22 protein-coding genes and 1 riboswitch are annotated in these 20,703 nt (G+C 29.5%); of the genes, 19 read left to right on the plus strand and 3 right to left on the minus strand.

Annotation, left to right across the window (positions count from 1 at the left end; all coding sequences use genetic code 11):
- Positions 1-17 precede the first annotated feature (17 nt).
- Positions 18-527, plus strand: coding sequence for a GNAT family N-acetyltransferase (locus M4I33_RS03535; RefSeq protein ID WP_257915501.1), 510 nt, complete (start codon positions 18-20; stop codon positions 525-527).
- A 71-nt stretch (positions 528-598) separates the two neighbouring features.
- Here M4I33_RS03535 and M4I33_RS03540 read toward each other — a convergent pair whose 3' ends face one another.
- Both M4I33_RS03540 and M4I33_RS03545 read right to left on the minus strand, forming a co-directional pair.
- Positions 599-1,087, minus strand: a complete 489-nt coding sequence (locus M4I33_RS03540; RefSeq protein WP_257915502.1) for a hypothetical protein — start codon at positions 1,085-1,087, stop codon at positions 599-601.
- Between the two features lie 23 nt (positions 1,088-1,110).
- On the minus strand, positions 1,111-1,608 hold the full coding sequence (locus tag M4I33_RS03545; RefSeq protein WP_257915503.1) for a hypothetical protein: 498 nt from the start codon (positions 1,606-1,608) through the stop codon (positions 1,111-1,113).
- Between the two features lie 170 nt (positions 1,609-1,778).
- On the opposite strand from M4I33_RS03545, the gene M4I33_RS03550 reads away from it, so the two are divergent.
- From M4I33_RS03550 to thiE, 7 genes are all read left to right on the plus strand, one after another.
- The gene (locus M4I33_RS03550) at positions 1,779-2,114 is read left to right on the plus strand and encodes a hypothetical protein (protein ID WP_257915504.1); all 336 of its coding nucleotides are present in this window, start codon (positions 1,779-1,781) and stop codon (positions 2,112-2,114) included.
- A gap of 150 nt (positions 2,115-2,264) precedes the next feature.
- Positions 2,265-2,945 carry an L-serine ammonia-lyase, iron-sulfur-dependent subunit beta gene (gene sdaAB, locus M4I33_RS03555; RefSeq protein WP_257915505.1) on the plus strand — a complete coding sequence of 227 codons (681 nt, stop codon included), beginning with the start codon at positions 2,265-2,267 and terminating at the stop codon, positions 2,943-2,945.
- Positions 2,946-2,947: 2 nt separating this feature from the next.
- Entirely contained in the window at positions 2,948-3,826 is an 879-nt protein-coding gene (gene sdaAA, locus M4I33_RS03560; RefSeq protein WP_257915506.1) for an L-serine ammonia-lyase, iron-sulfur-dependent, subunit alpha, read from the plus strand.
- 58 nt (positions 3,827-3,884) lie between these two features.
- Positions 3,885-3,987: riboswitch (TPP riboswitch) on the plus strand.
- A gap of 118 nt (positions 3,988-4,105) precedes the next feature.
- Positions 4,106-4,603, plus strand: coding sequence for an energy coupling factor transporter S component ThiW (gene thiW / locus M4I33_RS03565; RefSeq protein WP_257915570.1), 498 nt, complete (start codon positions 4,106-4,108; stop codon positions 4,601-4,603).
- A 23-nt stretch (positions 4,604-4,626) separates the two neighbouring features.
- A complete protein-coding gene (thiD, locus tag M4I33_RS03570; RefSeq protein WP_257915507.1) occupies positions 4,627-5,430 on the plus strand; it encodes a bifunctional hydroxymethylpyrimidine kinase/phosphomethylpyrimidine kinase in 804 nt (267 codons plus the stop codon).
- Between the two features lie 15 nt (positions 5,431-5,445).
- Positions 5,446-6,270: a hydroxyethylthiazole kinase gene (thiM, locus tag M4I33_RS03575; protein ID WP_257915509.1), complete on the plus strand. Its 825-nt coding sequence runs from the start codon at positions 5,446-5,448 to the stop codon at positions 6,268-6,270.
- On the plus strand, positions 6,257-6,874 hold the full coding sequence (thiE, locus tag M4I33_RS03580; protein WP_257915511.1) for a thiamine phosphate synthase: 618 nt from the start codon (positions 6,257-6,259) through the stop codon (positions 6,872-6,874). The genes thiM and thiE overlap by 14 nt, the downstream gene beginning before the upstream one ends.
- Positions 6,875-7,154: 280 nt before the next feature.
- Here the strand turns inward: thiE and M4I33_RS03585 are convergent, their stop codons facing one another.
- Positions 7,155-8,027: a DMT family transporter gene (locus tag M4I33_RS03585; RefSeq protein WP_257915512.1), complete on the minus strand. Its 873-nt coding sequence runs from the start codon at positions 8,025-8,027 to the stop codon at positions 7,155-7,157.
- 174 nt (positions 8,028-8,201) lie between these two features.
- On the opposite strand from M4I33_RS03585, the gene M4I33_RS03590 reads away from it, so the two are divergent.
- The 11 genes from M4I33_RS03590 (at position 8,202) to M4I33_RS03640 (ending at position 20,697) form a co-directional block, all read left to right on the plus strand.
- Complete coding sequence (locus tag M4I33_RS03590; protein WP_257915514.1) at positions 8,202-9,113, plus strand: D-alanine--D-alanine ligase; 912 nt, start codon at positions 8,202-8,204, stop codon at positions 9,111-9,113.
- Positions 9,114-9,302: 189 nt separating this feature from the next.
- Positions 9,303-10,004: a response regulator transcription factor gene (locus M4I33_RS03595; RefSeq protein WP_257915515.1), complete on the plus strand. Its 702-nt coding sequence runs from the start codon at positions 9,303-9,305 to the stop codon at positions 10,002-10,004.
- Positions 9,994-11,622, plus strand: a complete 1,629-nt coding sequence (locus M4I33_RS03600; RefSeq protein ID WP_257915516.1) for a HAMP domain-containing sensor histidine kinase — start codon at positions 9,994-9,996, stop codon at positions 11,620-11,622. The genes M4I33_RS03595 and M4I33_RS03600 overlap by 11 nt, the downstream gene beginning before the upstream one ends.
- A gap of 60 nt (positions 11,623-11,682) precedes the next feature.
- Positions 11,683-12,627 carry a glycoside hydrolase family 25 protein gene (locus M4I33_RS03605; protein ID WP_257915517.1) on the plus strand — a complete coding sequence of 315 codons (945 nt, stop codon included), beginning with the start codon at positions 11,683-11,685 and terminating at the stop codon, positions 12,625-12,627.
- Positions 12,628-12,854: 227 nt separating this feature from the next.
- Positions 12,855-14,336, plus strand: coding sequence for a VanW family protein (locus tag M4I33_RS03610; protein ID WP_257915518.1), 1,482 nt, complete (start codon positions 12,855-12,857; stop codon positions 14,334-14,336).
- A gap of 162 nt (positions 14,337-14,498) precedes the next feature.
- Positions 14,499-15,341 carry a Cof-type HAD-IIB family hydrolase gene (locus tag M4I33_RS03615; protein ID WP_257915519.1) on the plus strand — a complete coding sequence of 281 codons (843 nt, stop codon included), beginning with the start codon at positions 14,499-14,501 and terminating at the stop codon, positions 15,339-15,341.
- A gap of 126 nt (positions 15,342-15,467) precedes the next feature.
- Positions 15,468-15,929: a tRNA (cytidine(34)-2'-O)-methyltransferase gene (locus tag M4I33_RS03620; RefSeq protein WP_257915520.1), complete on the plus strand. Its 462-nt coding sequence runs from the start codon at positions 15,468-15,470 to the stop codon at positions 15,927-15,929.
- A 19-nt stretch (positions 15,930-15,948) separates the two neighbouring features.
- The gene (locus M4I33_RS03625; protein WP_257915521.1) at positions 15,949-16,788 is read left to right on the plus strand and encodes a DegV family protein; all 840 of its coding nucleotides are present in this window, start codon (positions 15,949-15,951) and stop codon (positions 16,786-16,788) included.
- Positions 16,789-16,870: 82 nt separating this feature from the next.
- Positions 16,871-17,935 (plus strand): BMP family protein, encoded by a 1,065-nt coding sequence (locus M4I33_RS03630; protein ID WP_257915522.1) that lies wholly within the window; start codon positions 16,871-16,873, stop codon positions 17,933-17,935.
- 74 nt (positions 17,936-18,009) lie between these two features.
- The gene (rpoN, locus tag M4I33_RS03635; protein WP_257915523.1) at positions 18,010-19,386 is read left to right on the plus strand and encodes an RNA polymerase factor sigma-54; all 1,377 of its coding nucleotides are present in this window, start codon (positions 18,010-18,012) and stop codon (positions 19,384-19,386) included.
- Positions 19,387-19,659: 273 nt separating this feature from the next.
- Positions 19,660-20,697, plus strand: a complete 1,038-nt coding sequence (locus M4I33_RS03640) for a sugar-binding transcriptional regulator (protein ID WP_257915524.1) — start codon at positions 19,660-19,662, stop codon at positions 20,695-20,697.
- The last annotated feature ends 6 nt before the right edge of the window (positions 20,698-20,703 follow it).

The following is a 20,703-nucleotide window of genomic DNA, read 5'->3' on the forward strand; positions in this document are numbered from 1 at the left end:
AAAGGGGGATATGTTTTTTGGAATTCATTATAAGACCGATTAGATATGAGGATGCAAATGATGTTAATGAACTTAGAAGGATGGAAGGGGTACGTGATAACCTTTATGCAATTCCAAGTGAGAGAGTTACAAGAGCTGAAAATATGATTAAGAATTTAGGTAAAAATGATCATCTTTTTGTAGCTGAAGTAAAAGAAAAGGAAAGGCTTAAAGTAGTTGGGATGGTAGGAATGAGTACTGATGATTCACCTAGGTCTAGGCACGTTGGATCTTTAGGAATTATGGTTCGAGATGAGTATACTGGAAAAGGGATAGGAACTGCTCTTTTAAAAGAAATTATTAACCTTGCAGATAATTATCTTATGATAAAGAGATTAGAACTTGAAGTTTTCGAAGAAAACAAGGGAGCTAAAAAACTTTATGAAAGAATGGGCTTTGTAGTAGAGGGGAAAAAGCTTTTTGCAGCAGTTAGAAAAGGAAGGTATGCAAATCAATATATTATGGCACGATATAATGATAATATTTAAATAAAAAAGGGATGTTACAAATTTTTGTAACATCCTTTTAAGTTCTTAAATTTAATCCTATAATTTTAAAATTATGTGTAAATATTAACTCCGTGTAAAACCATAAGTTTATAAAATTTAGTAGCGCTTTCTAAATTTAAATTTACGTTCATAAGAGAAAATGAACCTACAACCTCGATTGAGTATTTGTTTTTTACTTGAACTAATTCAATTCTCTTAATATTTTCATATTTAATATAAGTCCCTAAATAAAATATTCCATGTGAAAATATTAATATTTCTGATGAAACATATGATTGATAAATTAAAAAGATTATTATTAATAAAACATATAAATTTCCTAAATGAAATATACTAGTTTTTGTTATAATATCTTTTATTATAGTTGGAAGTAAAATTATTAAAATTATAGTTAAGTTAAAAAATAATGGAGTACCGAAAAAACGAATTATTACAGGTTTTTCCTTTCGTCTAAGAGTAAACTCCATATATGCGCTTTTACCGACTAAGACCCCTATAAGTATTAAGATAAAAGCTTCCCCTAAAGTAAAAAGTATCATTTATCCTCCTTTACTAAAAGCTATTAATCAAATTTAACCAATTGGATTTTATGATTCTTTATTACCTCTCTTAATTTGTCATCATCTTTCTTACCAATTTTAAATGACATACCGCCAGTTGTTGTTAAAAGCATAACTGTCTTCCCGATTTTACAATCATCAATTCTAGCTTTTTTTATGTCTTTGTATTTAATGTATTGACCCATCACTAGGATACCATTTTTATATAGTAAAATTCTAGTGTTTACGTAAATTTGGTATAAAATAAATATTAAAAAGAATAAAAGATAAATATTATCAAATGTGAAAAGTTTTTGTCCTTTTGTACTTACATAGATTAAAGGAATAAATAGTACTAATAATAAGAATATGTTAATAAGTCCTATACCAGAAAACATGTTTATTTTATCTGCACTTCCATCCTTGCTTGCTTCTTTTGTTACAAAAATTGATTTAACTACTACAAAAATCATAGTTAATATAAGGAAAATTTTAAATATTGTGAAAAATAATGGGTTCATAATAAGCCCTCCTAAAAATTGATTTCCAATCTATAATATAACTCAAAATAAAATAAATTATATTAACGAAATGTTAATATAATTTAAAGTAAAAAAATGCAATATCTTGTTTTATTTATATTATTATAGTTAAATAAATAATAAGAAATAAAATTTTGAGGTGTTTATTAATGGAGACAAAAGATTATATTAAAAATATTACTAAGGCTTCAGCCTATTTTATATTTAGAAATGGTCCAGCTAAAAAGCTTTATGATGAAGGAAAGTTAACTGACGAAGAAGTAAGAGAAATGCAAGAGTACTTACAAGACCACTTAGCTTACCTTTATGATGTATTATTAGATCAAAATAATCTTCAAAAGTTTGAACTTATAACAACTACTATGAATAACTTTTATGTAAACGACGATTCAGACATAAAAATGAATGATGGTGGTTTTGAACTTATGTATGAGGGGTTATTTGGAACTCCTAAAAAGACTAGTTCTATAGAGATTAAAAAATAAATTATTAAATCTAAAATATCCTTGCTTTAAAGTTATTTAAATTTTAAGCAAGGATATTTTTTTATTATCTTGATAAAAGCAAGGTTAATAGATTAAACTATAGATAGATAAAAATAGACAAAATTTGATACAAATAGATGAGGTGAGACTATGAATAATGTTGGAGTTTTCGATATATTAGGACCTATAATGATAGGACCTTCAAGTTCTCATACAGCTGGTGCTGCAAGACTTGGAAAAGTTGCAAGAGCTGTAGCTGGTGATGAAGTTTCTGAAGTTGTATTTGGTCTTCATGGTTCTTTTGCAAAAACTTACAAAGGACACGGAACTGATAGAGCTTTAGTTGCTGGGATTTTAGGGATGGAACCTAGCGATAAAAGATTAAGAATAGCTATGGATATAGCAAGAGAAAGAGGATTAAAATTTTCTTTTAGAGAGGAAGATTTAGGAGATGTTCACCCAAACACAGTTAGATTTATAATGAAGACTGTATCAGGGGAAACTAGAGAAGTCGTTGGTTCTTCTATAGGTGGCGGAAGCATTAAAATGACTGAAGTTAATGGAAATAAAGTAGAATTTACTGGAGATTATCCAACATTAATAATATCTCAAGAAGATGTTCCAGGAGTAGTTTCAAAAGTAACTAGATTACTTTATGATGAAGGAATTAACATTGCATATATGAGCGTTTTTAGAAGACAAAAAGGACAGGGCGCTAATATGGTTTTCGAACTTGATAATAAATTAGATCAAAAGACATTAAATAAGATAAAAGTATTAGAACATATAAGTAGAGTAATAATGATAAACCCTGTTAAGGACGGTGAATAATAATGGTAGCTAGAAGTGGAGAAGAACTTTTAAAAATATGTGAAGATAAAGGTATTTCTTTAAGTGAGTATGCTCTTTTAAGTGAAATGCAAAATGCAGGTGAAAATAGAGAAGTTATATTTGAAAAGATGAGAAGAAACCTTAAAGTTATGATAGATGCAGTAACAGAAGGAACTGAAACTGAAGTTTATTCTGTAAGTGGACTTATAGGTGGAGATGGATATAAAATAAACGAATATTTAAAGCGAGGAGAAACTTTAACTGGAACTACTACAGTTATGGCTATGGCTATGGCCCTTGCATCATCTGAAGTTAACGCTTCTATGGGAAGAATAGTTGCATGTCCTACAGCAGGGTCTTGTGGTATACTTACAGCTGTTGTTCTTGCAGCAGGTGCTAAGCTTAATAAAACTGAAGATGAGCTTGTAGATGCTTTATTTGCAGCAGCTGCAGTTGGAACTATAATAGGAATGAATGCTACTCTTTCAGGAGCTGAAGGAGGTTGCCAAGCTGAGTGTGGGTCAGCTGCTGCTATGGGAGCTGCGGCTGTAGTTCATATGATGGGTGGTACTGTTAAGATGAGCTTAGACGCTGGTGCTATAGTTTTAAAAAATATTTTAGGACTAGTTTGTGACCCTGTAGCTGGACTTGTTGAAATTCCTTGCGCTAAAAGAAATGCAGCAGGTGCTGTAAGTGCACTTTGCACAGCTGATTTAGTAATGGCAGGAGTAGAGTCAAAAATTCCTTTTGATGATACTGTTACAGCTATGTATAGAGTAGGAAAACAACTTCCACCATCACTAAGAGAAACAGGACTTGGAGGAGTTGCAGTTACAGAAGCTGGACTTGAACTTAAAAGAAAAGTTTTTGGTGATGATTAGTATTTAAGTAGACTTAAAACAAAATTTGGTATATCATAAAATAGTAAAAGTAAATAGAAATTAATTCTAGGGGAGCTTTTAAAAGCTGAGATTGGATTTTTCCTAAACCCTCAATACCTGATTTGGATAGTGCCAGCGTAGGGAAGAACTATTTTAGTAAATAAAGTTATTTAGATATTTTAAAGTAGTTAACCTTTTTAAGGCTAACTACTTTTTTTGTTAAAGAAATTTATATCTTTAGAATTAATTTTTAAAAATATCGAAAAAGGGGATGTTTTTATAGAAAAGAGTAAGAGTTATAAGTTAGCTTTAAGTGGGCTTTTAATAGCTTTAGCTGTAATTTTAGGAAGTTTTTCAATTCCTATTTTAGGAGCTAGAGTATCTCCTATGCAACACTTTGTAAATGTTGTATCAGCTGTGCTTTTAGGACCGTTCTATGCTTTAGGAAATGCATTTATAGCTTCTTTTATTAGAAATATTTTAGGAACAGGAAGCCTTTTAGCATTTCCAGGAAGTATGATAGGAGCCTTTTTAAGCGGACTTTTATATGAAAAATATAAAAGTAAGATTGTAGCGTGTTTTGGAGAGTTTATTGGAACTGGGATTATAGGCGCATTAATAGCATATCCTGTAGCGGCTTTTCTTATGGGAAAGGAAGCTGGATTATTAATTTATATAATTCCGTTTTCAAGCAGTTCTTTAGTAGGGGCATTAATAGCATATCTACTACTAAGGTCAAAGAGTATAGAAAATATTTTTAAAAATGTAGAAACATAAATTGAGAGGATAAGGTGATTTAGATGTACAGAGCACTTACAATAGCAGGGTCAGATAGTTCAGGAGGAGCTGGAATTCAAGCAGATATTAAAGCATTTCAAGCAAATGGAGTTTTTGGGATGAGCGTAATAACAGCAATTACAGCGCAAAACACACAAGGAGTTTTTTCAATTCAAGATATAACGCCTGATATGATTGAAGATCAAATAAAAGTTATATTTGATGATATAAGAGTTGATGCTGTAAAAATTGGAATGGTTTCAAAGATAGAATCAATAAAAGCTATAGGAAAATCTTTAAGAAATATAGAAAATCTTCCTAAAGTTATAGTAGATCCAGTTATGGTTTCAAAAAGTGGATTTAAATTATTATCAGAAGACGCTAAAGATACTTTAATAGAAGAATTATTTCCTTTAGCAACTCTTATAACTCCAAACCTTCCAGAAGCTGAGGAGATATTAGGAAGAGAAATAAAAACTTTAGAAGATATGAAAGAAGCTGCATTAGATTTAAAAAAACTTGGACCTAAATACGTTTTAGTTAAGGGTGGTCATTTAGAAGACGATGCAACTGATCTTTTATATGATGGAGAGAAGTTTACTTATTATAAACAAGAAAGATTAAATACTAAAAACACTCACGGAACAGGATGCACGTTATCATCAGCTATAGCCGCAAACTTAGCAAAAGGGATGAGTATAGAAGAAGCTGTAAAATCAGGTAAAAGATATATTACAGTTGCTATAGAACATGGAATTGAACTTGGAAAAGGGGTAGGTCCTACTAATCATTTCTATGAGTTATATAAAAAATCTGGTTTATTATAAAGGAGATTAAGTGGTATGGAATTAAGAGATATTTTAAAAAATGCAGAAAAGTTTAAGGTTTCAAGCCCATTAGTAGATTCAATTACAAATACAGTTACTATGAATGATGTAGCTCAAACTATATTATCATACGGTGGAAAACCTATGATGATAGATGATTTATACGAAATAGAAGAGGGCGTTATTATATCTAACTGTCTTCATATAAATATAGGAACTTTAGGCTGTGAAAAGGCAGATAGCATATTAAAAGGAGCAAAAAAGGCTAAGGAAAATAATATTCCTATAGTTTTAGATCCTGTAGGTTGTCACGTTACTAAAGTTAGAAGAGATTTAGTAAAAGAATTATTAGATATAGGAGTAACTTTAATTAAGGGGAACTTAACTGAAGTTAAAAATCTTTTAGGTCTTAAAAGTGAATTTATAGGGATAGACTCTATGGATGATTCAGGCTACACAGAAGAACTTAGAAAAGATTTAAGAGCTTATTCAAAAGAAAAGAAAACAATAATAGTTATAACAGGTAAAGAAGATTATATAACTGATGGGTTTAGAGAAATAAGAATAAATAATGGGGTATCAAAACTTTCATTAATAACTGGGACTGGCTGTATGCTTGGAGGTATGCTTTCAGTAGAGTGCGGTAAAGATTTAGGAGAAAATCTTATATTTGGGTGTACTAAGGCTCTTTTAACTATGGGGATTTCAGGAGAATTTGGAGAAGAGATAAGTAAAGATTTTGGACTTATGAAGTTTAAATATGAAACTTTAGATAAGCTATCTATTTTAACTGACGAAGAAATTATAAAAAGAGGTAAGGTAAAATATGAAGAATTTTAAAGATAAGAAAATATATTTAGTAACTGACCACAGGTTAGAGTTTGATTCTTTACTTAAAAAAGTTAGAGAAGCTTTAGAGGCTGGTGTTTCTTTAGTTCAATATAGAGATAAGGATGTTTCTACTAAAGTTATGGTAGAGCGTGGAAGAAAATTAAAAGATTTATGCGATGAGTTTAACTCTATTCTTTTAGTGAATGATAGGATAGATGTTGCTTTAGCTATAGATGCAGGCGGAGTGCACGTAGGACAAGACGATATGGACTCAAAAGATGCTAGAAAAATCTTAGGTTTAGAAAAAATAATAGGTGTTTCAACTAAAACTTTAGAAGAAAGCATTAAAGCTTTAGAATCTGGCGCTGATTATTTAGGGTGCGGCGCAATTTATAGCACCTCTACAAAAGATACTAGCGTTATAAGTATAGAAACTTTAAAAGAAATAAGAAATAAAGTAAAGATACCTGTTTATGGGATAGGCGGAATAAAGCTTGATAATATAACACCTGACTTAAAAGAAAATGTAGATGGAGTAGCAGTTATAACAGATATTTTAGATTCAGAAGATATAAAAGAAACAGTTAATAAGTTTAGTGAGAAGTTAATGTAATAGAAATGGGTTGATAAGCCCTATTAGTATAGAGTATATATTTTTTTATAAGTAGCTTACGAAATGTTATATTAGTATGTTGTTTTTATAAATACTAAGGAGAGTAAATTAAAATTGAGTATGTAAAGATGAAAAAGATAATTTAAAATTCCTTATGAAATGTTATACTACTATGTTGTTTTAATATAAGACTTAAAGGTCTATATTGAAAGTGGATATTTACTTTCTTATATTTAAGATGATAAAAGCCAAGGTTAACCTTGGCTTTTATTACTTTTATTTATGTTCTTTCTAAGACTTTTTTTGCGAGTCTATTGTTGTAAATAAACATTATAAGTGATGCACCTATAATTAATGCGTAGCCTATAAAACTTAGGTAATCTGGAATTTGCCCAAATAATAGGAAACCTATTATAGCTGAGAAAATTATTTGAGTGTAATCGTAAATTGATATTTCTCTAGCTGGTGCATGTTTATATGCAGCTGTAAGTGCAAACTGTGCGATAGATGCAAACACTCCTGCCATAAATAAGTAAAAAGCTTGCATTGGGTTTGGCACAACGAAATCTGCAATTACAAATGGCAGTGTTGATACTATTGAAAATGCAGAAAAGAAAAATACTATTGTAGGTCCTTTTTCTTTATTTCCTAAAAATCTTACAAAGGTATAAGCACCACCTGCAAATATTGCAGAAGATGCACCTATCAGTGCTGGAATAACTGATAAATTAAATGATGGCTTTATTATAAATAAGCTACCTACAAAAGCTATTACAAGTATTATCATTTGCTTTGGAGTTATTTTTTCTTTTAAAAATATATAAGAAAAAATAATTACAAAGAAAGGTGACAGCTTGTTTAACATATTAGCATCAGCTAATATTAAATGTTCTATAGCGTAGTAATTTGCAACTATTCCTAAAGTTCCAAGTAAAGATCTTCCGATTAAGTATTTTCTATTTTCTTTTTTACCAAAGAAACTATCTCCACTTTTTACTATAATATAAAATGCTACAACAAAGCTTACTGAATTTCTAAAAAGGCTCTTTTCTATAGAAGGGATATCCCCTGAGAGTTTAACGAATGTACTCATTAAAGCAAAACAAAGAGCTGAAATAATTATTAATATTATTGCTTTTTTCTTGTCGTTCATAAAGTTTCTCCTTATTAGTTTTTTATAATAATTACACTATACTACTATAAATATAATTGCAAGATAGAAAGATTGCGAATTTTTATATTAAAATATTCTGATATTTTGTATTTTGATAAATAGAAGTGATATAATGTAAAAGTTAAAGCTTATAAAATGTTTGGAGGGAATTAAATGAAAGTTGGAGTTATAATGGGAGGAATCTCATCTGAGAGAGAAATTTCATTAAAAAGTGGTAATTCAATTTTAGAAAATATAGATAGAAATAAATATGATGTTTGTGGCATCGTTATAGATAAAAAAGAAGATATAATTCATAAGGTTTTAGAAGAAAAGATAGATTTTGCACTTTTAGCACTTCATGGACAATTTGGTGAAGATGGTACTGTTCAATCAGTTCTTCAAGCGTTAGATATACCTTATTCAGGTTGTGGTCCTTTAAGTAGCGCAGCTTGTATGGACAAAGATATGACTAAGAGCCTTTTAAAAGTAGCTGGAATTAGAACAGCAGAGTGGATAAACTTAAGAAGCTACGAAGAATTAGATTACAAAGAAATAGAAAAATTAGGATATCCTGTAGTTATAAAACCAACTCACGGAGGTTCAAGTGTTGCTACATTTATAATAAAATCAAAAGAAGAGGTAGAAAACGCAGTTAAAGAAGCCTTTAAATGGGATACAGAAGTTATGATTGAAAAGTTTATTAAAGGTGAAGAGATAACTTGTCCTGTTTTACAAAATGAAATGTACCCAGTTGTAGCTATAAAGCCAAATGCGGAATTTTTTGATTTTGAAGCTAAATATAAAGACGGTGGTTCAGACGAGTATGTTATAGAACTTGAAGAAAAACTTCACGAAGAAGTTTTAGATATGACACTTAAAACTTTCAGAGCTTTAAAGTGTTCTGTTTATGCAAGAATTGATTTTATTATAACAGAAGATAAGGTTCCATACCTTTTAGAAGTTAATACTTTACCTGGAATGACTAAAAATAGTTTATTCCCTAAAAGTGCAGCTGGAAAAAATCTTTCTTATGCTGGATTAGTAGATAAAATAATAGAAGAATCTTTAAAAGAAAAAAGATAATTAAAACTTAAATTAGTATAGAATTAATATATAGGATGAGATACTACTATTAGTATCTCATCCTATATTTTTTTCTCTATCTAGTTTAAAATAAAATGTAGAAGTTTGTTTAAGAAAATATTAAGAAAATCTCTAGGGTTTTATTAAGATATAAACCTTAGAATAAGAGGTATATTGGAGGTATAAGTAATGGAAAAAGAGAGAATTCTTATTGTAGATGATGAAAAAGAAATAAGGGATTTAGTTGAGATATATTTAAAAGGCGAAGGATATGAAACTTTTAAGGCTGAAAACGGTATAGAAGCTTTAAATCTTTTAGAAGAAAAAGATATAGATTTAGTTATTTTAGATGTAATGATGCCTAAGATGGATGGGATTCAAACTTGTTTAAAAATAAGAGAAAATTCTGAAATGCCAATAATAATGTTATCTGCTAAATCAGAAGATATAGATAAGATTTTAGGACTTAATATGGGAGCTGATGATTATTTAAGCAAACCATTTAATACATTAGAACTTATAGCTAGAGTAAAATCACAACTTAGAAGATATAAAAAATTCAATAAATTTTCTAAAGAAGATGATACAAGTTTAAAAGAAAATATTGAAGATTTAAATATAAAATTAGATACTCACGAAGTATATCTAGGAGAAGAATTTATAAAATTTACTCCAACTGAATTTGATATTTTAGTTTTACTTGCTAAAAATCGTGGAAAAGTATTTTCTATAGTAAATATATACGAAAGTGTATGGAAACAAGAATACTTAGAGTCAGATAACACGGTTATGGTGCACATAAGAAAGATAAGAGAAAAGATAGAAGAAAATCCTAGAAATCCAAGATTTATTAAGACTGTATGGGGGGTAGGATATAAAATTGATAAGTAGAAAAAAAGATAAAGGAGAAAAGCCTAAAAAAGAAAAGCTTAGGGCTAGATTAAAAAATAGATTTAGTAATAGCTTTATTGGAAAGAAACTTAAAGGGCTAACAATTAGAATTAAGTTTTTAATTGAAAGGTTAGATAGGAAGATAAAGCAAAGTGTTCAATTTGAATTAGTTATTGCTATAATAGTTTGTTTTTTAATAGCCGGTGCTATTTATATGGTTACTAATAATCTATTTAGAAATATTGTTTATACATCAGTTATTAAATATGATTATGATTCACTAAGTAATAATGCTGAGCATATGGCAAGATATATTGAAGAAAATAGAACTGTTGATGTTAATGGAGAAAAAAGAACTATAGATATTAATGATAATAAATACTTCCAAGACGTGTTTAATATGTATAAGCATGAGGGTGATTTAGTATTTATAACTGATTTAGAGGGTAATGTTTTAAGAAAAACTCCAAACGTATCTAACGAAAAAGTAGATATATTTAGTATTTTAAAAGGAATATCAGAAAATAAATACGAAGAAGAATTTGCAGTAGAACATAATGGTAGATACGATATTTCAACAAACGAAAGTAAACCAAAGGAGTTTACAGCACTTTATCCTATTTCACTTGGAAAAGAGCAATACTACTTAATCTATAAAGCAATACCTACAGGACGAATCGAAAACTTAGAAAAGACTGTAGAAAACTCATTTTTAGCAATGGTTCTTGCATTTCTAGCTTTTATTATTTTATTTTTAATAGTAACAAAAAATAAAATGAAGTATATTCACGAAATTTCAGAAGGACTTAAAGTGATTGCAGAAGGTGAATTAGATTACGTTATTCCTGAAAGAGGAGAGGATGAAATCTCTAGAATTTCAAAAAATATAAATATAATGGCAAGAGAAGTAAATAAGCAAATAGAAGCTCAAAAGTTAGCAGAGAAAACAAAGTCAGATCTTATAACAAACGTTTCTCACGATTTAAGAACTCCTCTTACATCAGTTATGGGATATATCGGTCTTGTTAAAGATGGAAGATATGACTCAAAAGAAAAAATGAAAGAATATTTAGATATAGCATTTAATAAATCAGAACAGCTTAAAGCTTTAATAGAAGATTTATTTGAATACACTAAAATAAATAATAGTGATATGACTTTAGAAAAGAGTGAAGTTAATTTAGTTGATTTCATATCACAAATTTCAGAAGAAATGAAACCTTTCTTTGAAGAAAATGATATAGAGCAAATCCTTACATTATCAGATGAAAAGATAATTTTAAGCTTAGATGTATCTAAGATGGTTCGAGCTATTGAGAACCTTTTAACTAATGCTGTTAAATATTCTTATAAGCCAGGGGCTGTTATAATTGGAGTTTATAAGAAAGACAACTTTGTAACTATCTCTGTTAAAAATAGAGGAGATAATATCCCAGAAGAAAAACTTCAAAAATTATTTGATAGATTCTATAGATTAGACGAATCTAGAAATACAAACAGTGGAGGAACAGGGCTTGGGCTTGCTATAACTAAAAATATTATAGAAAGACATAACGGTAAGATTTGGGCAGAGTGTTACGGAAACGATATAAGTTTTTATGTAAGATTTAGAATGTAGTAACTTTTTATTTCCAAAATAATATTCTATTAAGGAGGAATATTATTATTTGGAGGATATATGCAAGATAAAGGTCCAAAAGACACATTTGGAATTGATTTAAATGAATATAGTCAAAATGTTGACTTTAAAGTCTTAGCAAGTACTATAGACTTTCTATACTTAAGGTCTTCTGGTTCTGGAAGTGGAAAGTTTAGAGAAGATAAAAAATTCGTAGAATTTGCAAAACAAAGTAGAGGATATAAAATTCCAGTTGGTGCATATCACTTTGGTGTACCATCATATAATTTAGTAAGTGCAGATGAACAATGCGATGATTTTATAGGAATACTTTCAAAGGGCTTCGGAAATAAAAATTACGGAGATTTATTTCCTGTCTTAGATGTTGAGACTCCTATAGAAAATAAACTATCTAACGATGCAATGTTAAACTGGATAGATAGATTTAGAAATAGGTTTGAAAAAAAGACTAGAAGAAGACTAATGCTTTATACAGGTACATTTTTCGTAGACCTTTACGGAGATTTTAAAAATAGCAATGGAGAGCAACCTTTAAAAAATATGCCTCTTTGGATTGCTATGTATACAAATATTCCAAGTAACCCTCCATATCCACCAAACGTTGGCGGGTGGACTAGATGGAGAATTTGGCAGTATTCAGAAAATGAAAATGTAAAAGGTGTTGGAAATCCTGTTGATGCAAACTTTGGGGTAAAATTAGATCTTTTAACTCAACCTAGAGGAGTAAAAGGCTTAAAAGCTTATGCTGATAATAAATTTATCCACGTAGCTTGGGAGAAAAACACAGACATAGACCTTTTAGGGTACAATATATTCGTTGATGGATATTGGATTGGAACTGTTGATAAAACAGATACTTCCTACAAAATTCCTTTAAGTAAAATATATAAACCTAAAGGTAGAATACTTGAAATAGGAATAGATGCTTTTGATTATGATGGTGAATCTTCTCAAATTAGATCAAAAGTAAAGATAGAAGGATAAAAATTGAGTTAGGTTATAAAGTGAGGAAAGTTATCGAAAAAATAACAAGATTTACTCTTCTTTATAGCTTAACTCTAATTATATTTAAAATTTTATTAATAATTACAAATATATCTTAAAATAAATCATTATTACAATAAATTACTTAAAATATGATATTTTGTAATATATAATTTATTTGTTAGATTTATGAATGGACAACTCTAAATGAATGGGGGAAATGTTAAGTGAGCGAGCCTAAAGGAAGTAGTAAGAAAAAGAATATTATAATCGGGGCATCAGTTGCAGCAGTATTAGCTTTTGCTGGGGTATTTGGTTACATATCTTTTGCAAGGGAAAATGTAGAAAAGTATGAAAATAAAATTTATCCAGGAGTATTTGTAGGTGAAGTTGATTTATCTAATAAAACATTAGATGAAGCAAAGGTATTATTAAAAGATAATTATACAAAAAAAATTAATAATAAAGAAATAACTATAAAAGTAGAAGGAACAGATAAAGAATTTAAAGCAAAATATAAGGATATAGATCCAAAATATGATTTAGATTTAACAGCAGAAGATGCTTTAAAATATGGAAAAGATGAAAATCTTTTAGAAAAGAATTCTTTGATTAATAAAGGTAAAAAGACTGAGATACCTATAAAGTTTTTTTATGATAACAAAAAGCTAGTAAATCTAGAAGAAAAAATAATAGATAAGCTTAGTAATAAACCACAAGATGCTAAGTTAACTATAAGTGTCGGTGGAGCCAAAAACATAACAGAAGGAAAATCAGGTAATGTTATAGATAAAAAAGAACTAGATTCTAAATTAAAAGAAGCTATAAATGGTGATTTATCTAAAGAAACAGTTTTAACTGTAAGTACAAAAGTTCAAGAGCCTAAAGTTTTGAAAAAAGATTTAGAGAAAATAAATGGTGTTATGGGTGAGTACTCAAGTGCATATACTACATCCGATTATTCAAGGTCAACGAACATAGCAGTTGCTACTGACTTTGTTAATGGAACGCTTCTTATGCCAGGAGAAGTATTTAGTTATAGTGAGGCTACTCAAAGAGATAAGAGTAGATATAAAGAAGGTAATGTTTATATAAACAATAAAATAGAAAAAGATATAGGTGGAGGAATCTGCCAAGTTTCAAGTGCTTTATATAGAGCTGTTATGAGAGCAAACTTAAGACCTGCTGAAAGACATAATCACTCACTTACAGTAGGGTATGCAAAGCCAGGTTTAGATGCTACAGTAGCTTGGGGTTATTTAGATTTTAAAATAAAAAACACTTATGACTTCCCAATATATATACAAGGATACACAAGCAATAAAGTAGCTACTTTTAAAGTGTATGGAGATAAAAATGCATTAGGTGGAAAAACTTATGAAATGGCTAATGAAATCATAAGAACTATTCCTCCAACAGAGAAAATAGTGAAAGATCCAACTCTAGAAGAAGGTAAGAGAGTAGTTGAATCAGCAGGACAAGCAGGTTATGTAGCTAAAGGATATCAGTTAACTTATAAAGATGGAAAAGTTATAAATAAAGAATTAGTTTCAACTGATACTTATGCTATGGTTCAAAAAGAAGTAAGGGTTGGAACTAAAAAACCTGAAGTTAAGCCTGAGGTTAAACCTGAAGTTAAACCAGAAGTTCCAAAAGAAGATCCAAAGCCAGAAAATGGAGACCCGGCTGTTCAAACACCAGCTACTTAAAAGATTAAATTATTATCACAAAAGTTATATTTAATTTAAATTATAGTTTTGTGTGGAAGAAAAAGTTAATTAAATGTATAATGTTTTATAGATAATATAGCAAGTTAAATATTTAACTTGCTATATTTTAAAGTAAAGGCGATTTTGGAGGGAACATAAGCTATGACAAAAAGTAAGTACAAGATGGTTTGTATAGATATGGATGGAACTTTACTTGGGGAAAAACATAAGATTAGTGACTTTAATAAAAAGGTATTAAAGGAAGCTAGCGATAGGGGAACTCATATAGTAGTAACAACAGGCAGATTATATAACAATGCTGCGTATTTTTCAGAATTTATAGGTGCAAAATCAGCAGTTATAGCAGGTAATGGTGCAGTTATTCGTGAAAAATATTCAGAGGATGTTATTTATAGAAGTAAAATTAATAGCGAAGCTATAAGAAAGCTATTTAAAATAGCAAAAGAATGCAAAGTAATTTTACATATGCACACTGTAGATGAGATTATAACTAATTCATACTTAAGTGCTTTTGTAGGTAAAGTAGTATTGCCTTGCAAAGAATTAGATGATTTTAATATAAGGCTTAAAACCATAAAAAGTGAAGAAAGCTTAGAAAAATGGCTTAAAGAAAATGAGGGCGTAGTAACTAAATGTATAGCCTTTAGAAAAACTAAAAAAGGTCTTAGAAAATTTAGAGATAGATTAAAAGAAGTAGATGGAATTACTTTTTATCTTTCAGGAGACTCAAGTATTGAGATAAATGAAAAAGGAGTTTCAAAAGGAAGAGCAGTTAAAGTGCTTGGAGAAAAGTATGGTGTAAAAAGAGAAGAGATTATTTGCATAGGAGATAACGAAAATGATATAAGCATGATAGAATATGCAGGTCTTGGAATTGCAATGGGAAACGGTATAGATAAATTAAAAGAAAAAGCTGATTACATCACAGATACAAATATTAAAGATGGTGTAGGAAAAGCTGTTAAAAAGTTTGTTTTAGATTAAAAATAGAAATTTAAAATTTTGACATTAACTTAAGTAGTGTAGTATTATTTCTATATTAGGTTAATGTTAAGAGTTAAGATGAAAGGATTTTCATCTTATTTTTTCTTAAAATGGAAGGTGATTATTTTGAGTATAAATATAGTTTTGTATCAACCACAAATACCACAAAACACAGGTAATATAGCGAGAACTTGCGTACTAACAGACGCAACGCTACACCTAATTAAGCCACTTAGTTTCGATATAAGTGACAAGCAGGTAAAAAGATCTGGATTAGATTATTGGGACGAACTTAAATTAGAAGTTCATGAAAGCTATGAAGAGTTTATGAAAAAATATGGTGATAGAAACATATATTTAGCTACTACACATGGTGGAGAGCACTATGACGAAGTTGAATATAAGGATGGAGATTTCATAATGTTTGGAAGAGAAACATGTGGGGTTCCAGAAGATGTACATAATGCGCATAAAGGTATCAGAATTCCTATGATAAAGACAAGTACTAGAAGCTTAAATTTATCAAATACAGCAGCGATAGTAGCATATGAGGCATTAAGACAGATAGGATTTCCAAATATGAAATAGTAGAAAGGGATACTGAAAAATGGAAAAAATAAAAATTATAACAGATAGTACAGTTGACTTACCAAAAGACTTACTAAAAGAATTAGACATAGAAGTTTTACCAGTTCTAATTAACTTTGGAGAAGAGAGTTATTTAGATGGAGTAGAGATTGAACTACCTGAAGTGTTCGAAAGAATAGAAAAAGGAGATGTGTTCCCAACAACGGCACAGATTACTCCAAACAGATTTGTAGAAGTATATAAGAAATATTTAGATGAAGGATATAAAGTCCTTTCTATAATAATGTCATCAGGTATGAGTGGAACTTATCAATCAGCTTGTTTAGCAAAGCAAATGCTAGAGACAGAAGATGTTTATATAGTAGATTCTCAAACTATAACATCAGGCCTTGGCTTACTAGTTATAAAAGCTGCAAAGCTTAGAGATTCAGGAATGCCAATTTCAGAAATAGCAGAAGAAATCGAAGATTTAAAATCTCACATAAATTCATCATTAAGCTTTGAATCTTTAGATAACTTAGTTAGAGGTGGAAGACTACCTAAAGCAGTTAGTGTAGTAACTGGAATACTAGGAATTAGACTTATCTTAGAAGTAAGAGATGGGGTTATGGCACTTAAAGATAAGGTTCGTGGAAATAAAAAGGCTGCTAAAAAAATAATTTCTGATATAGAAAAATTTAAGCCTAGAAAAGACCTGCCAGTAATTTTAATAAACTTAGATAGCGATGAGATATATACTGTTTTAAGAGATTACTTAATAGAAAATAACATAGAATATTTAGAAGTTCCAATAGGGTGTTCTGTTGGAATCCATTCAGGAAATAAAGCTGTTGGCTTTTTCTTCGCAAGTGAAAAATAATTATCAAAAAATCCGTGCTAAGCATGGATTTTTTTATTTTGGGGAAAATAATCTTAACTTAAATAAAAGTGAGGTGATAATTTTGGAGAAAATAAAAAATAATAGGGAAATTTCATTCTTATTTGTAATCATAGTATGTTTATATATAATTACATCAATTACAGGTTGTTCAAAGGAATTAAAAAAAGAAGATGTGCTAAATAACAATAATACTGTAGCGCTACTAGCCCCAAGCTTCGAAGATGAATCCTTTGGAGATATAAGTAAGCGAGGTGTAGAAAAGGGTGCTAAAGATTTCTCCTTAAATCCTATTTATGAGGAATTAGATGAATCAAGTGAGAACGAAGGAACTATAAGAAAAATTTGTGCTAAGAGCGATTTAATAATCTTTATAGGAGCCCCTTATCAAGACATAGTAAAAAAGATGGCTAGAGAAAAGAGGATTAAAAACTTTGTTATAGTTGACTGCGTAATAGATGAACCTAACGTAAAATCTATAACTTATAACCACGAAGAAGGTGGTTTTTTGATGGGTATTATAGCAGGAAACGAAACAAAAACTAAAAAGGTAGGATACGTTGGTGGAAAGGATGATGAAGACGGACTGAAATTTTTAACAGGATATGCTTGCGGCGTAAAAACTGTAAATAATGGATTAGAAAAAAATTTAGTAAACAGAGAAAATGTTAGGTTTGTAGAAGGTTACCAAAAGGAAGAAAAAGCTTATAAAGAAGCAAAAGCTCTATATGAGAGCGGTTGTGATATAATTTTTCATACTGCAGGAAAGTCTGGTATTGGTGTATTTAAAGCAGCTAAAGAATTAAATAAAAAAGCAATAGGAGTAGATAACGATCAAAGTGAAAGCATTAAAGAGTATAAAGATGTAATAATATCTTCTATGATGAAATATGTAAACAAATCTCTATATGATGTTACAGGAGATTTTGTTGAAGGTAAATTTAAAAGTGGACTTATGAATAAATCGGAGTTTGGGCTAGCTGATGGTGGTATAGATTATGCACCTTCTACCTCAAAATATGTCTCAAAGGATACTATGAAAAAACTAAAGTACTACAAAGAAAAAGTTAAAAATGGAGAAATTAAAGTTCCAAACAGGCTATTTGAGGTAATAGAATTTAAAGCCTAAATTTCCTAATATATGCTATAATGATTACAGAAATTAATTTTTAAGAGTATTAGAGAAAATTAGTAGGTGATAATATGAAGATGGATTATTCTATTAGCTTAACTCAAGAGCAAAAACTTGTTATGACCCAAGAGATGCAAATGTCAATTAAGCTATTACAAATGTCTGTTACTGAACTTAGAGAATATATAGATAAAGAATATGCAGAAAATCCAGTTTTAAATTTAAAAGAAGATTATAGTGAAAAATCTTCAATAAGTGAAGACAACGGAATGGATAAATATGATTACAAAGAAATGATTAAATACTTTGAATTTGATAATTATGGTGCGCAAAGCTACAGTTCATACGATAACGAAGATGTGTCACCATTTAACTTTATTTCAGAGAAGAAATCTCTTAAAGAGTTTTTACACGAAGAGCTTATGGAAATGGAAGTAGATAATCTAACTAAAGAAATAGGAGATTATATAATAGAAAACTTAGACCATAGAGGATACTTAGAGTGCAAAACTAAAGATATAGCAGAAGAACTTAACATAGGGGAAGAAAAGGTTTTAGAAGCTTTAGAAGTTGTTCAAGATTTAGAACCTTACGGAATAGGGGCTAGAGATATTAAAGAATGTCTCCTTATTCAATTAGATAAATTAGCTTTAGATGATGAAATAATGGTTGAAATTGTAAATAACCACCTAGAAGACATAGCAAACAACAAATACGGAGATATAGCTAAAAAGTTTTCTATTTCACCTAGAGAAGCCCAAAGGTACGGAGATGTAGTTAAAAAATTAGAGCCAAAACCTTCAAGAGGGTTTTATACTGGTGAAGAAGTTAAGTTTATAATCCCAGATGCAGCTATACGTGAATTTAATGATGAATACGTTATAATAATGAATGATAGCGTAATTCCTAAGCTTTCTATAAGTAATACATATAAAACTATTATAAATAATGATGAAAACAAAGAGACTACAGATTACGTAAAAGAAAAGCTTAATAAAGCATTATTTTTAATTAAGAGTATAGAACAAAGAAGAAGTACTCTTTATAGAGTATTAGAAAAAATAATAGAAAAGCAAAAAGAATACTTCAAACGTGGAGAGAATTTCTTAAAACCTATGACGCTAAAAGAAATTGCAGAAGAACTTGAACTTCACGAATCAACTATAAGTAGAGCTATAAAAGATAAATATATCTTAATAGATAGAGGAACTGTAAAAATTAAAGATTTATTTACTACAGCTATAGGAAATGATGAAGATTTAGGAGTTTTAAAAATAAAAAATAGAATAAAAGAAATAATTGATGGAGAAAATAAGTCTAAGCCTTACTCAGATCAAAATATTTCTGATATGTTAAAAGAGGAAAATATTAAAATTTCAAGAAGAACTGTAGCAAAATACAGAGAAGAAATTAATATCCCATCTTCTAGCAAAAGAAAGCGATTATAAAATATATTCTATAAGAGGTAGGGTAAAAGTAATTTAAATTACTTTTGCCCTAAATTTTTCTAAAGAAGTAATCTCGTTCCTACAACCTATCTTAAGCTAGTCTATTCTAAGGCTAAAGTGCATTTAAATTATATGTAAAGGATATTAATTTAGAAGAATTAACAAAAAACTTTTAATTTAGGGTTTAAAAATTGGCAGATATAACTTATAATATAACTTGTGGGACGAAAAAAAATAGAGTGGGTCTTTGGATGACCAGAGGAGTGTTTTAAATTGCAAGAAATTATTAATTTGCAAAAGAAAATAGTTCCTGAAGTTGTAGATTTACTAGAAAAAAGGTACAATATACTAAGGGCCATTTATTTTAATCAACCTATAGGCAGAAGAGTTTTAGCAAGTGAGCTTCATTTAAGCGAAAGAATAGTTAGAACTGAGATAACCTTTTTAAAAGGACAAGGGCTTATAGATATTAATACTCCAGGTATGACAGTTACTAAAGAAGGTGAAGAACTTGTTTACAAGTTAAATGCTTTTGTGCACGAACTTAAGGGCCTTTCAGATGTTGAAAGTGAAGTTTGTAATCTTCTTAAAGTTAAAAAAGTAATAATAGTCCCAGGAGATGTAGATAAGAATCCTGCAATTCTTAGTGATTTAGGAAAGGCAGCTTCAAACTACTTAAAGAAAATGGTTAAGGATAATGATACCATAGCAATTACAGGAGGCACTGCTGTTAAAGAGACAGTTGAATCACTGTCAAAGGTTAACAATGTATCTCGTGTCCTAGTAGTTCCAGCAAGAGGTGGAATGGGAAGAACTGTTGAAGTTCAAGCAAATACATTAGCAGCCTTACTTGCAAGTAAACTAAATGGAACTTATAAAATGCTTCATATCCCTGAAAACATCAGTCCAGAGCTTTTAAAGTCTCTTAAAGAAGAAAGAGAAGTAAAAGAAGTTTTAGAATCTGTAGAAAATGCAGACATATTTCTTTACGGAATTGGAAATGCTATAGAAATGGCAGAGAAAAGAGGGCTTTCAGAAAAGAGTATTGAAAAGTTAAAAAGTCTGGAAGCTGTGGGAGAAGCATGTGGATGTTACTTTAATAAAGCTTCTAAAGTGGTTGCAAAAACAACTGCTATTGGAATAAATATTTTTGAAGCTAGAGGGATTAGCACACATATTGCTGTCGCTGGTGGAAAAAATAAGCTTGAGTCAATAATTGTTACTCAAAAGGGTAATACTAACGGAGTACTAGTTACTGACGAAGCTTGCGCTAGAGAAATCGTAAAGATTTTATCTAAGCAAAATAATTAATAAAAT

This window comes from Clostridium sp. LY3-2 (assembly GCF_024705715.1).
GTDB lineage: Bacteria > Bacillota > Clostridia > Clostridiales > Clostridiaceae > Clostridium.